The sequence below is a fragment of the Vibrio japonicus genome, from assembly GCF_024582835.1.
GTDB classification, from domain to species: domain Bacteria; phylum Pseudomonadota; class Gammaproteobacteria; order Enterobacterales; family Vibrionaceae; genus Vibrio; species Vibrio japonicus.
Genome location: NZ_CP102096.1, coordinates 2,167,047 through 2,181,741, shown reverse-complemented (window position 1 = coordinate 2,181,741; position 14,695 = coordinate 2,167,047). Strand labels below are relative to the sequence as shown.

Here is a 14,695-nt window from a genome sequence, read left to right as displayed (position 1 = left end):
TTAAGGGCTTTTGAGAAGCTGTTGACGATAGGTCGCAGGTGAAACCCCCACTCTCTTTTTAAAGATACGTGCAAAGTAGGACGTGTCTTGGTAACCGCATTGGTAAGCAATGTAAGCCACTTTTATATTGGGTTGTTCGATGAGAAGTTGTTTGGCTAGGGCGATCCTTTTATCTATGACGTAGTCTCTAAAGCTCACACCGATATGCTTGTGGAAATAGCGCGAAAAATAAGTGGTTGAGTAGTGACACATGGCGGCAACTTCTTCTTCTCGTATTTCCTCATTTAGATTTTTATCGAGAAACTGGAGCACTTTTGTTAAACCCTTAGGAAGGGAGTCAGGCTGATGATCGTTTGGGGGGTGCAGTGCTCCGATTGGTTGCTCACACGAAAAGTACTGCTTTTCAACGCCACTTAGCCAATCTGAGAAACTGTCTTGGTCAAAGGTGTACACCTCGTCGGTTACGGATGTATCAGGTAGCTCAGCGTCAGTATCGCTGGTGATCAATACGATTAACCTTTTGGTAAGGTTCTTACACAGTGTACTAATACATTGTGATGAGATGGCATTATTTCCGCCGACAAAAAAGAGGCAGGCACGGACATTCGGATCACTCAGGATCGAGAAGTCATCACCGTACTCTTCAATATTAAACTGCTCTGTAATACTACTTGAGCATGATACGGGTAAGTCTTTTACTGGCCTTCCTAACCAGTGAATCTTTGGAATCACTCTTATACTCCAATTTCTTATTCGTGTTGTGGTGGAACATAAACGTTCTATGTTAAATGTAGAATAAAAAGAGCAAATTAGTAGTAAATGTCACTTGTAGTGTGAATACGCTAAAGGTTTCACTGCATCGCTAGGAAATAAACAAACGAATCCTACACAAAAGCAAAATAGTCCTAACCAATAAATCAAATACTAATCTAACTTAAAAGTGTGACATCGACCCAAAGTGTGAGAGTCACTTAACTGATTTAAACCTTTTAATAGGATGAAGGGGAAAGAAAATGGATAAGTTTACTAAAGTAGTAAAAGAGTTTTGGAATGATGAAGAAGGCTTGACAGCAGTGGAGTATGCGGTAGCTGGAGGGTTGATAGCGGTTGGTATAGCTACTGCTTTTGGTGATTTGGGTGATGAAGTTGATAGGGTAATTGGTTTAATAACTGGTGATTTGGAAGGCGTTAATTAGATTATATGTATTTGCACATGTACTTTTATGCAACTTGGGTTACTTTGTGCTTAATTGGTGTATCCGATGCGCGTGAGCATCGGATACCTAATCAGCTATTACTGGCATTGCTTGTTATCACAACATTGGAAGTGTTGTTTACACCTCTGTTTGATGAGTGGCTCGAGGTGTTTACCGACAAAGCAACCAGTTTTGTATTGTGTTTTACCGTCGGTTTATTGCTTCATTTCATGCGAGTCATGGCAGCAGGGGATGTCAAATTGATAGCGGTTTTAGGGTTTCTTTTGGGTTTAGAGCCACTTACCGATTATTTGTTTTATACCTGTGTCTCGACGGCATTTGTGGGCTCAATGTATTGGGCGTTAAACAAATTACCCTCAAATTTGGGCGATAAAAATAGAGGTGACTTTAGTTTGCTTAGTGTCTCGGCAGTGGCTTATGTGGGCGGTGAAAAAATCAAGCATGCGGTGACCACCCAACAAGGTTTGACCTACATGCCATTTGCACCGGTGCTGATCATCGGTTTAGCGATGTACCACTATTTTTCTTATTAGCACCTGCCACTTTTGGGTGCTTGCTATCATTTTGGAATCGGGGCTAAGGAGTTTGCTATGGAAGCAATGGCTCAATCTTCACATCATAGGGACGTGTTAATACCCCAAGCGGATGCTCCGAAAGTGCCAACTTCGGTAGACGAGCTGGGTATTCCTTTTGTCGTTCTAGAAAATTTACTTCTCAAACATCTCTCCGCCTATCCTAAATCAGACGTGCTTCAGCTAACGCGCTCTATGGCGATCGGTAGCCATATGGTGGAAGACGCGCTGGCCAGTTTACGTAAGAAGTCGCTGGTGGAAGTGTTTCAGGCAGAAACCAACCTCTATTACCAACAAAGTAATGCAGGGCATGTAAGATACGGCTTGTCGGAGGCGGGTCTGTATCAAGCAGAACTCGCCTTTAAGAAAGACGCCTACTTAGGCCCTGCGCCAGTATCACTGAGTGATTACGACGCCATGGTTCAAGCACAAGATGTCCGCGCTCAGCCCATTACTCGCCCCGATGTCACCAACGCCATGCGGGATGTGTATGGGGCAGAGCGTATGACTTCCGTGCTAGGGCCAGCGATCAACTCTGGTCGAGCGCTGTTGTTGTATGGGAATGCAGGCACAGGTAAAACCTATGTTGCCACTCGTTTACTCAATTCTTTGAATACGTCGGTCTATATCCCTTATGCGGTTTATGCCGCTGGCAACATTATTAAGGTGTTTTCTAAGCAGCATCATAAACCCGTGGTTAAGGAAGAAGGCGAAGCCGTTATTTCGTATAAGGATCAGCATGACAAACGCTGGGTATTGTGTGAACGGCCAAGTATTCAGGTGGGGGGCGAACTCACTATGGATATGCTCGAAGTGAACCATAGTGAGCATAACCGTGTTTGGATGGCACCACTGCAAATGATGGCCAATAATGGCATTCTGATTATTGATGATTTGGGGCGTCAGCCGATGCCTGTCGATACCATCCTTAATCGTTGGATAGTCCCGATGGAGTATTACTTTGATTACCTCTCTTTACCCAACGGGCAACAAATTACGATTCCCTTTATTTTAACGCTGGCTTTCTCGACCAACTTAAACCCAGAAAAAATCAGCGATCCGGCTTTCTTACGTCGTCTTGGCTATAAAATTCAGTTTCATCCATTAGAAAAAAATGAATACCACGCTTTGTGGGAAGAGATGGCTTCAAACAGAGATTTAACCATTCACCCTGCGTCTTTCGATGACTTGTATAACCTTCACGATCAGCATCAAGTGGGTTTTTACCCTTGTTTACCGAAAGACTTAATAGGAATTAGCCGAGACATCATTGCATTTGAAGACACTTCTCCAGTTGTCACGCCAGAGATCGTTAAGCGTGCTTGGGAAGTGTACTTTACTGCTGATGGCAATGGAGGAGGTGCGCGATGAGCCGCAGTCAAATCATATTACTCATTTTATTATCCGCCGTATTTGGTCTGGGCGCGGTCTTCTTTGCCAAACAATGGATGGACAGTCAAACCACACCCACAACCGAAGTGGAAGTGGTCGAACGCTTACCCGTTGTGGTTGCGGCGTTAGAGATTCCGTCTGGTACGGTAATCGAAGAGCAGCACTTAAGTACACGACTGCTAGAGAAAGCATGGACAACCGATAAGCAGTTTACAACACCAGAAAGTGTGCTAGGAAAAGTGGCGTCAACCACGATTTTCCCGGATGAAATTCTACTGGACCAGCGTCTCAGCATACCCGGGGAAGGGGCCACACTCGCAGCGCTTATTCCGGCTGATAAGCGTGCGGTCACCATTCGCGTTAACGATGTTATTGGGGTGGGGGGGTTCTTGTTACCGGGCAATAAAGTCGATGTACTGAGCACGGTGAAATACAACCAAACCTCGGCGAATACCCTCACTGTTCTTAAAGACATTAGAGTATTAGCGGTGGACCAAACAGCAAGAACCAAAGATAACAAACCTATTATTGTTCGGGCGGTGACATTGGAAGTCACCCCTAAAGAGGCCGAAAAACTTCTGACCGCTAAAAGTAAAGGTGATATTCAGCTAGCACTGCGCAACCCACATTCCGTAGAGGAAAAGGTGGTTCGTCGATATGTGCAGCCAAGTGTCACCATTATTAAGGGAACAAGCTCATCCAATGTTCGTGTCAGAGAGTGAGGGAAATTATGAAAAGAATAATCACAATATTGGCACTCTTTTTTACATGCAGTGCTTGGGTTATGGCCGCCGCGCAAAGTGGAAAAACGGTGACGGTTCCCCATCATAAATCCGCTTTTGTTCAGCTTCAGGGGAAAGCCAAACGCGTTTCGTTAGGTGACCCAGAAGTGCTAGACATCGTGATGATTAAGTCTAATGAATTGTTCTTGATCGGTAAAAAGTTGGGTTCAACCAACTTAATGGCGTGGGATAGTCGTGGGCAATTAATTGAGTCAATCAATATTGATGTCACTCACGATGTCAATAGCTTGAAAGCCAAACTGTATGAGTTTATGCCCAATGAACAAGTTGCGGTTCACAGCTCTCAGAATCGCTTAATTCTGAGTGGGCAAGTCAGCTCACAAGAGAAGATGAACCTCGCGTTACGTTTGGCTGAAACCTATGCGGCGGGTGAGTCAGCGGATGAGCAAACCGATTCAAGAAACAAAGAAGTGGCAGACACCGGGGTTGTGAACTTGATGAGTATCGGCGGCGCGCAGCAAGTGATGCTTGAAGTAACGGTAGCCGAAGTGCAGCGTAGCTTGGTTCGTCGATTTGACTCAAATTTTCATTTCTTTGAAGCCAATGGCAGTTTTTCATGGGGGGGGACTTCCGCTGGTGGAATCATTGATGACCTTACCGATGGCGTTATTGGTCCGGTGTTTAACACGCCGACAATAGAAAGCACAGGTTTATTATCGACATTTATCGACGGTGATACCTTGTTTACCTTGGCGTTGGACATTGCGAAAGAAAACGGTGTTGCCAAAGTGTTAGCGGAACCTAACTTAACCGCACTCAGTGGGGCAAAAGCAGAATTTTTAGCTGGTGGCGAATTCCCAATCCCAGTGCCAGATGATGATGGTATCACCATTGAATACAAACCGTACGGGGTAGGTTTGAAGTTCATCCCTACCGTATTGAGCGACAAAAAAATCAACCTCAACCTTGCGGTTGATGTGAGCGAAATTGCAAGTTCAACAACGTTAACGTTCACACCAAGTGGCTCTAACGCAGCGTACTTTATTCCACCGATTACTCGCCGCAGTGCATCATCAACGCTAGAGCTTGCCGATGGTCAGACGATAGGTATCGCTGGTTTACTGAGTGAAAACGTCCGTGATTCCATCTCAAAAATGCCAGGTCTGGGTGATATCCCACTACTTGGTCAGCTTTTTAACAGTCAAGAGTACATTTCTGGTGAAACGGAGCTGGTGATTTTGGTGACTCCTCGCTTAGCAAAACCGATTGATAGAGACAGAGTGACACTCCCAACCGACGCGTTTGTTGAGCCGAATGACATCGAATACTACTTATTGGGCCGTGGCGCTTACCTTGCCTCGCCAACCGATGTGGAACGTACACGATATACGGCACGCGGAACGACAACGACCTCAGGAAGAGGCGGTGCGGAAGGTACATTTGGTCATGACCTATAAGGAGAGAACCATGAAAACTTATATTCTGTTGTCTGCTGTTTCTACACTTTTTTTGCTGGGAGGGTGTGCGAATGAGCCAAGGTTGGGCTACCACATGACCAAGGTAAAGAGTGAGCAAGTCTACAACCCTAACGCCACGCGAGAAAATATGCATGTGATACCGGACGGCAACGGTGAGCGCATGGAAGATGCCTACAGCATTTACACCGGTAAAAAAGGTGAAGATCTGAAAGGCAGTTCGACCAGCCAAGTTCTAAAAGGGTTTTAATCATCCGAGGTTACTATGAAAACACTACGCGTCTTTCGAGGTACTCATAAGGAACAAGGTTTGGTGGTTGTGATTGTCACCATTGCGATGCTGGTTATCTTAGGTGTTTCCGCACTCGCAATTGATATCAACCATGCGTATATGAACCGAACTAAGCTCCAAAATGGTGTCGATGCTGCGGCTTTGGCGGCGGCAGTGATACTTGATCAGAATGGTACAGAAGCCGAGGCCGAAACTGCGGCGAACCAAGCGTTAACGAAGATGTCCGGTTCAGATGGCAATGCAGAACTGGATGTCACGACGGCTGATATTAGTGTCACGTTCAATGATAGCTCGGACTTTTCTGGAGGTGCGTGCGTACTGGGTGGTGATTGTTATGTTCGTGTGGTTGCCAGCAACCTAGATCTGAATAGCTACTTTATGCAGATGTTTAGTGACACCAAGCAAGTTGGGGCGAGTGCGGTAGCCGGGCCTAGTGCGGGGGGCAATACTTGCAACGTTGTTCCTATTGCGATTTGTGCTGAAGACATTGGTAGCGATACTGGCGGCTTTAATGATGGTAAGACTTATGATTTGAAGCTGACATCGAACAATTCACCTATGGGATCGGGTAACTTCCAGCTTCTCGATTTTGATGTCGATGAAACCGAAAGCCAAGACAAAAAAGATAGTCACATTCGTAATCAGCTTGCAGGCAGCTACATGGGATGTGTTGGGGTTGGCGATGTGGTTACCACAAACCCCGGTGGAAAGGTAGGCCCCGTTGCACAAGGGCTTAATACTCGCTTTGGAGAAGGTAAATTACTGAGCGATTACGATTCTGATGGTGAAGTGGAAGAAGGGATAACCCACGATGACTATCTTGCGTCTGATGCTCACAACGGCCGCCGTGAGCTGGCTGTTCCTATCGTTGATTGTACTGCCGCGGGTACGGGTAAAACGGACTTTGACGTTGTGGCCGTAGGGTGTTTCTTTCTTGTCAATAAAGCGCCTAAGGACAACAGCGGTAAAGAGAACATTCAAGGCGAGTTCATGGAAGAGTGTACGGTGCAAAACAGTCGAAATAATGGGTTAAGCACCAGAGCAGGGCCATACCGGATCGTACTCTACAAGGACCCATTTAACGAGGACTCGTAAATGAAGAGCATGCAGCGAAAAGAAAAAGGGATTGCCTCGGTTGAATTTACCATTGTGTTGCCGTTGCTACTGTTGTTTCTTGTTGCTATTGGCGAATTCGGCAATGCCTTTATACGATACAACACCTTGAGTAAAGCGGTGCAAAATGGCGCGCGTTTTGCTGTTTCAGAAGTATATGGAACCGCAAAAGCAGACAATATCGCTCCAACGAGCGATATACAAAACGCGGTGATATACGGTAACCCTAATCCGGCTGATGGTGCAGCCCCTATATTGGAATCGTTGACTGTAAACGTGTCATACGATGCTGTAGGAAAATATGTCGTGGTCACGGCACAATACCCGTATACACCGATAATTGGAGCCATGTTGGGTGATCTGTTGTCTGACATTACATTGACTGCGTCTGCAGTCATGAGGGTAGCCCCATGAAAACAATACCCATGAAAACAATACCTCGTAAGCAGTCAGGCATTACTATCGTGGAATTCACCTTGTTAGCTTCTGTTCTGTTGTTGATCCTATTTGCCATTATCGAAATTGCTATTTATGCCTATTCTCTTCAGTCAATGAGCGACATGAGTCGTCGTGCGGCGAGAATTGCGGCGGTATGCGTTGTGAATGATAGTGACATCAAAACTTTGGCATTGAGTGAAGGCGCCCCAGATGGGTTTACGGCTGACAATCTTGAAATTGAATATTTAGACTCGGCAGGTTCTGTTCTGGTGGACCCAGTGGCAAATCATGTCAGCATTCACTACGTGCGAGCACGTATCGTAGATTTTGATTACGGTTTTTCAGGGTTACTCAGTTTCTTAGGGAATAATGGACTAGTACCCGTTGCAGGATTTCAAACAATTTTGCCTGCTGAGTCGTTAGGGGTTTTACGCTCAGACGACTCTGACGCAAAAACCGAATGTTAAGGGAGAGGGAGCATGGGTGAGACAATACAATTATCAAGAGGTGACAACAGCAATATACGACTCAAAACAAATCTATTTATTTGGGTTCTCTATTCCAGCGAAAACTTTAAGTTGCATATGCAAGGAGAGCTTGCGCATTGCCAGAGTATTAGTTACGAGACGATTTCTTTAAATGATGTGTCGTCTGAAAAAGTAAAAAATGCCTCGTTGCCCGATCTTATTTTTGTGGAAACAGGCCCAGGTTGGGCTCAAAAGGTGGTGGAGTTGCAGCGGAACTCCCCAATGGGTATTGAAGAGAGTGATATCAATACCTCATTGATTGTGTTCGGTGACGAGAACGACAGTGGTGCGCTTAAAATTGCGCTGCGTATGGGGGCAATGGATTTTGTTTCTGATCGCGCCAGCTTAAGTGATCTAGTTCCCCTACTTAAACACAGCGCGGAAGACAAAGTGGCGGTCAGAAAGTCCGGGCAGCTTTTTGTCTTTGTTAATACCAAAGGTGGCGCAGGGGCCACAACACTGGCATTAAATACCGCGGTAGAAGTGGCGAATAAGAACAAGAACCAAGTATTGCTGTTGGATCTCGATATCCATTTTGGTGTTGTCGCGGATTACCTCAATGTGAGCCCGACCTACAGTATTAATGACGCCATTTCAAATGTGACGGATCTCGACGAAATGTCTTTGCAGGGCCTAGTGGCAAAACATCCTTCAGGCTTGCACATGCTTAGCTTCAAACATGAAAATCACAACGACAACTTTGACAAGGTTGCAGAGTTAGGGCAGTTGTTGCCTACGCTATTAGAAATTTATCCCTATGTGTTTGTTGATTTATCGACTGGGGTAGATCGCAGGTTTGCACCGGTATTTTCTCAAGCATCCAAAATATTCATGACAACTCAGCAGAATTTGGTCAGCGTTAAAAATGCCTCTCGAATTTTGCGCTCTTTAACGTTGGAGTATGGCCTAGCAAAGGATCAGATTGAGCTTATTGTGAATCGCTTTGATAAACACCAACAGATCAAACTCAGCGATATTGAACAGACTCTACCAGAGCTAAACGTTCACGTGATTCCTAACGATTTTAAGGCCGCAATCGAAAGTGCCAACTTGGGAAAACCTTTCGTTGAAGTTAAGCGAAACAGTCCTATGACAAAGTCGATTATTGAATTGTCTCAACTGTTAGCACCAGCAACGCAGGAGCAGAAAGGATGGCTCAAGCGTTTATTTTCCTGAGGAGTAGGAGGGTGGTATGTTCTTCAAAAGAAAAAATATCAATGTAGATTTTCAAGATCATGAGGCTCAGAGCGAATTTGTTGCCGATAAGGAAAATGGTGCAATTACTCTTAGCGGTGGGGTTTTCTCTAAGCAGGAAGAGACACCGTTAGAAAGAAAACTTAGAGAATCAGAGGCAAAAGATCGTGATATTCAAAATACTCGTAAGCAGCTAGAACAAGAGCTTGCGGTTAAACACTATTACCATCAACGCCTACTAGAAACGCTGGATTTGACGCTCTTGTCCAGCTTAGAAAAAGAGCGAGCACAGAAAGATCTTCATGATGCCGTTGTCCAGTTGATGGCAAGTGATCAGACCCATGCTTTGAGTGCGGAAGGCCGCAAACGGATTATCAAGCAGATCGAAGATGAAGTTTTTGGTTTAGGTCCACTAGAGCCGTTACTTCATGATTCTTCTGTGTCGGACATTCTCGTTAACGGTCCTAAAAGTGTTTATGTGGAGCGCAGAGGTAAATTGGAGAGAACGCCCTATACATTTTTAGATGATCGCCATTTACGTAACATCATCGACAGAATTGTGAGCCAGGTTGGTCGCCGAATCGACGAGTCGTCCCCCATGGTGGATGCGCGCTTAGTTGATGGTTCACGGGTGAATGCGATTATCCCTCCACTCGCATTAGATGGGCCGTCAGTATCTATCCGTCGTTTTGCGGTAGATAAGCTGACCATGGACAATTTGTTGGACTTTAACTCGATTTCAGAGCCTATGGCGCGTTTTGTTGAAGCGGCGGTGAAAGGTGAACTGAACATACTTATCTCAGGCGGTACAGGTTCTGGTAAAACCACAACGCTCAATATCTTTTCCGGCTTTATTCCCCAAGAAGATCGCATTATTACCATTGAAGATTCAGCGGAGCTACAACTTCAGCAACCTCATGTGGTCAGATTAGAAACTCGCCCTGCCAACTTGGAAGGAAAAGGGGAAATTACTCAGCGTGAGCTAGTAAAAAACTCCCTGCGTATGCGCCCCGATCGGATCGTGTTAGGGGAAGTGCGGGGAAGTGAAGCAGTGGATATGTTAGCGGCGATGAACACTGGTCACGATGGATCGCTTGCCACAATACATGCGAACACACCTCGCGATGCGTTGAGTCGTGTAGAAAACATGTTTGCGATGGCAGGATGGAATATCTCTACCAAAAACTTGCGAGCACAGATCGCTTCTGCCATTCATATTGTGGTGCAAATGGAGCGCCAAGAAGATGGTAAGCGTCGAATGGTCAACATATCTGAAATTAATGGGATGGAAGGCGAGGTTATTACCATGTCTGAGATTTTTAAATTTCAGCGACAGGGCGTAGATGCAGAAGGTAATGTCTTAGGCTATTACACCGCGACCGGTGTTATTCCTCAGTGTCACGACTCGCTATCTAAACGCGGATTCCAGTTGCCGTTCGAGTTGTTTAACGAGACACACAGTTAACCGTTAGGAGGTCTCCATGCAAGACTATTATGTGTACTTCCTTGGGTTGTTGTTTGTTGCGGTGTTTGTAATATCGCAGGCGCTCTTATTGCCGTCTGCAGGAAAAAAAGCCAAACATACCGCTATTGCTAAGCGACTAAAAGAGAGCCAGTCCAACCTCGATCTAGAAAGTCGCACTTTGTTGAAAGAGCACTATCTTCGAAGCTTATCTCCGCTAGATCGCAAGTTGGTTCGCTATTCATTTTTTGCAAACATGAAAAAGAACTTAGAGCTAGCAGGGCTGGATTGGTCTTTAACTCACGTGGTGTTGATATTGGCGGTATTACAGTTTTCTACTGTTGTTCTTCTGTCACTGCTTCATCAACCTTTGTACTTATCTATACCTGTATCCTTGTTGTGGTGGCCTGTTTTTTATTTTTACATCGTTAAAAAAACCGCCACACGTTTAGCCAACTTTGAGGAGCAGTTTCCCGACGCGTTAGACATAATGAGAAGGATGTTGTTATCTGGTAATCCTATTACTCAGGCTTTTAACGAAGTGGGGAACGAATTAAACGATCCTATCGGGAGTGAGTTTAAAAACACCTTCAATTTGCTCAACTACGGGTACGATTTGCGTTTAGCCATTATGCAAATGGTGGAGCGCAACCCTACTGTGTCGATGTTCGCCTTTTCGAGTGCGGTGCTGTTGCAAAAAGAAACGGGAGGTAACCTGGCTGAAAACTTAGAGAAGGTGTCACAAGTACTGCGTTCCCGCTTTAAGCTAGCCCGAAAAATTAGAACCTTATCCGCTGAGAGTCGGATGTCGGCTTGGATATTGATTCTTGTGCCCTTTGCTGTCTTCGTGATGCTAAATGTGGTGAATCCTGATTTTATTGCTCCCCTTTATAACGATCCACGCGGGATCAAAATGGTTTTGGTTGGCGTTGTAGGTATCGTCATTGGCGCACTATGGATCAGAAAAATTATCAACTTTGAGGTGTAGCTTATGGATACATTATTGCAGTACATTCAGAGTATTACCTTTTCTGAAGAAACACTGGTTCTCCTTATGGTGTTACTGTCAACGATAACGATTGTCGTTGCCATGTTCTTGGTTGTGACGGGCAGCCAAACGGCATTGAGAAGACGATTGGATACCTTGGCTCCAGAAGGCATTCGAAGCTCTAAGAAAGAAGCGTTGCACAGTAAGGTCGGTTCTTTGTCTCCGCTGTTAACGCCCAAAAATGCGAAAGAGCGTGAAGATGTTCGTGTAAGGCTTATCCAGGCGGGGTTTCACCATGAAAGTGCCATTTCCTATTTTTATGCCATCAAAATATTCGCAACGTTTTGCGGATTAATGGTGTCCGCCATTTATTACCTGTTTTCGGGGTCAAATACCAGTTTGCTTATGGTTGTGGCGATTGGTGCAGGTGTAGGTATGTTCGTGCCGAATATTGTTCTTAACCACTTAGTGAAAAAAAGACAGTCTCGAATTAAGCGTGGCGTTCCGGATGCATTAGATCTGCTGGTAGTCTGTACGGAATCTGGTTTAGGGCTCAATATGGCTCTAAATAGAGTGGCGAAAGAGTTGTTTATTTCTCACCCTGATTTGGCAGATGAATTGGAGACAGTTTGTTTGAAAATCAAAGCGGGGTACGAGATGCCACTGGCTTTTAGGGATATGGTTGAGCGAACTGGGGTGTATGAATTGTCAGGTTTAGTCAGTATGCTTTCTCATGCAGCGAAGTTAGGCGGGAGCTTAGCGCAAACGTTACGCGACTATAACGAAGACTACAGGGACAAGCGTAACCAAGAAGTAGAAGAGATCGCCGCGAAAATACCGACAAAAATGGTTTTTCCAATGTTGGTGTGTATTTGGCCCGCGTTTTTCATTGTCGTTGTCGGCCCTGCCGGATTGTCTTTGATGGACGCATTGGGATCGTTAGCAAATTAGGGAAAGAAGCTTATGAATAAAAATATAATATTATGCGCGGTTCTTTTTTTAGGCGCTTGTTCAAGCAATAGTGAGCAGCATGCTTTTGAAAGCGATCTTTATGATGGCCGCCCAATCGAGACGTTTAAAACGGATACCGCCCCAACCACGGAGCTAGAAGCGATTAAACGTGGGGATTCTGCGCTAAAGAGTAACAATACGGATTTGGCGCTGTATGAATACATTCGTTCATTAGAGTTTAAAAGTGCCGAATACCGAGATAAAACGCTATTCACTATCGGTCGAATTCATCAATCGCGTGGAAACCTAGAACTATCAGAAAGGGCGTATCTTCTTGCGCTCGAAGAAAACCCAAATAATATCCAAGTTCTTCAGCAATTAGGTTCTAACTACAGCAAGCAAGGGGATGTCGAGCAGGGAGAGAGCTATTTTATTCGAGCGATTAACGCCGATCAGCTTCGTTTAGTGAGTCGTGAGAAAATTGAACAAGGCAATGTAACTGTCAAGGAAATTCAAGAGCTAAGTAGTGATAAGCAGTCTCCAGCTTTGGCGTATACGGGGCTTGGGGTTTTGTACGATGTTAAAACGCAACCTAAAGTGGCTCAAGCATTTTATGAATACGCATTGAATATTAACCCTAAATCTAGCAAAGCATTGATGAATTTAGGTTACTCCCATTATATGAGTGGTGAGTATGAAGAGGCGAAGCGATACACATTGGATGCGATCGAAAAGGACGGAAACAATGAAAAAGCGCAAAACAATCTCGCGCTGATCTATCTCGCTCAAGATGATTCTCAGCGCGCTTTGAATGTGTTTATGCGCTTTATGGAAGCACCTGAAGCGTTGAATAACGTGGGTTACTTTTTGATGTTGCAAGGTAAACCAGAAAAAGCAGTGACATACCTTCAGCAAGCGATTGATAAAAAGCCATCTTATTACAAAGTGGCCAATGAAAATCTAGAGCGCGCACTATTGGAGGTTCGAGCGAATTCGGCTGACGTGGCAACACGCGTTCAATAGTAGTTTTGCCTATCTTTGGATACTACGCCAAAGATAGGCAAATCATTGGTCTTGCTAGAGTAAATCGATGATCAATCCCGAGATCACAAAGAACCCAATCATCCACAAAATCGATAGATTCAGTTTCTTGTGCAGGAAAAAGCCTGCGATGATTAACGCGACATCAATAGGTGCGGATACTGCGCTGCTAAATACCGGTTGATAAAGCGCAGCAAGTAATAGCCCTACAACCGATGCATTCACCCCAACCATTGCGCCTGCTACCAGAGGTTTGCTAGCAAGCGCTTGCCAATTTTTTAGCACGCCGAGTAATAACAGAAACCCAGGTAAAAACACCGCGATAGTTGCGACTAAGGCACCTAATATCGGTGAGTCAGACAGCTCATACCCTAGAAACGTAGCAAAAGTAAACATAGGCCCAGGAACCGCTTGAGCCGCGGCATAACCCGTTAAAAACGCGTCTTGACTTAATTGGTCACCAAGGATGTTTTGTAGCAATGGCAGTACCACGTGACCACCGCCAAATACTAAGCTACCCGCTTGAAAGAAGTCGCTAAACAAACCCAACATTGGCAATGTGTGGGCGAACAAGGGTAAGCCGAATAGAAGTACCGCGAACAAGGCTAATGGCGCAATACTTGGTTTAAACGGCTGTGAGGGTTCCGCCGCTTCGCTTTTTAGATATGCCATACCGACAAGCCCAGCGATAATGAGCACGACCATTTGAGTCAAAATTCCAGGGGCAATCAATAAAGCAATGGCCGTCGCGACACATAAACCCGCTGTTAATTTGTTTTGGCAAAAGTTTTTGTACATCCCCCAAGTTGCGTCGGCCACAACGACCACCGCAAGTAACTTCAATCCGTGGACGATGCTTTGGAACGTGCTGGTATCGGTAATATGGCTGCTGGCTGTCGCTAAAACGAGCATGAGCAAAACGGAAGGGAGCGTGAAGCCCAAAAAGGCGGCGCAAGCTCCAGCTAAACCACCGCGTTTGTATCCAAGTGCAAAGCCGACCTGACTAGATCCAGGGCCTGGTAAAAATTGGCTCAGGGCGACAATCTGCGCGTATTCGCTGTCATCGAGCCATTTTAGTTTCTCTACAAATGTTTGACGAAAGTAACCAATGTGAGCGGCGGGACCACCAAAGCTGATCCAGCCGAGCCAAAAAAACGTCTTAAAAATTGAAAGCACTGCATACTTCTCATATTTATCAATGTGTTCACAATGTACGCAAAAACAGTCAATGACTCAAATTGATAAATTCGATACTCTCTATGAATAAAATGGGTTTAGATGTTGGGCGAG

The 14,695-nt window shown here is 45.1% G+C and carries 16 protein-coding genes; 14 read left to right on the top strand and 2 right to left on the bottom strand.

The window, feature by feature from the left end; genetic code table 11:
* Complete coding sequence (locus tag NP165_RS10255; protein ID WP_257083874.1) at positions 1-732, bottom strand: helix-turn-helix domain-containing protein; 732 nt, start codon at positions 730-732, stop codon at positions 1-3.
* Positions 733-1,013: 281 nt separating this feature from the next.
* On the opposite strand from NP165_RS10255, the gene NP165_RS10250 reads away from it, so the two are divergent.
* The 14 genes from NP165_RS10250 to NP165_RS10185 all read left to right on the top strand — a co-directional run bounded on the left by NP165_RS10250 (position 1,014) and on the right by NP165_RS10185 (position 13,387).
* A complete protein-coding gene (locus NP165_RS10250; RefSeq protein WP_257083873.1) occupies positions 1,014-1,196 on the top strand; it encodes a Flp family type IVb pilin in 183 nt (60 codons plus the stop codon).
* Between the two features lie 17 nt (positions 1,197-1,213).
* Positions 1,214-1,750, top strand: a complete 537-nt coding sequence (locus NP165_RS10245) for an A24 family peptidase (protein WP_257083872.1) — start codon at positions 1,214-1,216, stop codon at positions 1,748-1,750.
* 66 nt (positions 1,751-1,816) lie between these two features.
* Positions 1,817-3,160: an ATP-binding protein gene (locus NP165_RS10240; RefSeq protein WP_257085586.1), complete on the top strand. Its 1,344-nt coding sequence runs from the start codon at positions 1,817-1,819 to the stop codon at positions 3,158-3,160.
* Positions 3,157-3,903: a Flp pilus assembly protein CpaB gene (cpaB, locus tag NP165_RS10235; RefSeq protein ID WP_257083871.1), complete on the top strand. Its 747-nt coding sequence runs from the start codon at positions 3,157-3,159 to the stop codon at positions 3,901-3,903. The genes NP165_RS10240 and cpaB overlap by 4 nt, the downstream gene beginning before the upstream one ends.
* A gap of 8 nt (positions 3,904-3,911) precedes the next feature.
* Positions 3,912-5,381: a type II and III secretion system protein family protein gene (locus NP165_RS10230; protein WP_371133669.1), complete on the top strand. Its 1,470-nt coding sequence runs from the start codon at positions 3,912-3,914 to the stop codon at positions 5,379-5,381.
* 10 nt (positions 5,382-5,391) lie between these two features.
* Positions 5,392-5,649, top strand: coding sequence for a hypothetical protein (locus NP165_RS10225; RefSeq protein ID WP_257083870.1), 258 nt, complete (start codon positions 5,392-5,394; stop codon positions 5,647-5,649).
* A gap of 15 nt (positions 5,650-5,664) precedes the next feature.
* Complete coding sequence (locus tag NP165_RS10220; RefSeq protein WP_257083869.1) at positions 5,665-6,786, top strand: pilus assembly protein TadG-related protein; 1,122 nt, start codon at positions 5,665-5,667, stop codon at positions 6,784-6,786.
* Positions 6,787-7,218, top strand: coding sequence for a TadE/TadG family type IV pilus assembly protein (locus NP165_RS10215; protein WP_257083868.1), 432 nt, complete (start codon positions 6,787-6,789; stop codon positions 7,216-7,218).
* Positions 7,215-7,709: a TadE/TadG family type IV pilus assembly protein gene (locus NP165_RS10210; RefSeq protein WP_257083867.1), complete on the top strand. Its 495-nt coding sequence runs from the start codon at positions 7,215-7,217 to the stop codon at positions 7,707-7,709. The genes NP165_RS10215 and NP165_RS10210 overlap by 4 nt, the downstream gene beginning before the upstream one ends.
* Before the next feature lie 12 nt (positions 7,710-7,721).
* Positions 7,722-8,945, top strand: coding sequence for a CpaE/TadZ family protein (locus NP165_RS10205; RefSeq protein ID WP_257083866.1), 1,224 nt, complete (start codon positions 7,722-7,724; stop codon positions 8,943-8,945).
* 16 nt (positions 8,946-8,961) lie between these two features.
* The gene (locus tag NP165_RS10200; protein WP_257083865.1) at positions 8,962-10,428 is read left to right on the top strand and encodes a TadA family conjugal transfer-associated ATPase; all 1,467 of its coding nucleotides are present in this window, start codon (positions 8,962-8,964) and stop codon (positions 10,426-10,428) included.
* A gap of 16 nt (positions 10,429-10,444) precedes the next feature.
* Positions 10,445-11,413: a type II secretion system F family protein gene (locus NP165_RS10195; protein ID WP_257083864.1), complete on the top strand. Its 969-nt coding sequence runs from the start codon at positions 10,445-10,447 to the stop codon at positions 11,411-11,413.
* Positions 11,414-11,416: 3 nt separating this feature from the next.
* Entirely contained in the window at positions 11,417-12,364 is a 948-nt protein-coding gene (locus NP165_RS10190) for a type II secretion system F family protein (protein ID WP_257083863.1), read from the top strand.
* Positions 12,365-12,376: 12 nt separating this feature from the next.
* On the top strand, positions 12,377-13,387 hold the full coding sequence (locus NP165_RS10185) for a tetratricopeptide repeat protein (RefSeq protein WP_257083862.1): 1,011 nt from the start codon (positions 12,377-12,379) through the stop codon (positions 13,385-13,387).
* Between the two features lie 54 nt (positions 13,388-13,441).
* On the opposite strand, the gene chrA is transcribed toward NP165_RS10185, so the two are convergent.
* A complete protein-coding gene (chrA, locus tag NP165_RS10180) occupies positions 13,442-14,581 on the bottom strand; it encodes a chromate efflux transporter (RefSeq protein ID WP_257083861.1) in 1,140 nt (379 codons plus the stop codon).
* Positions 14,582-14,695: the final 114 nt, after the last annotated feature.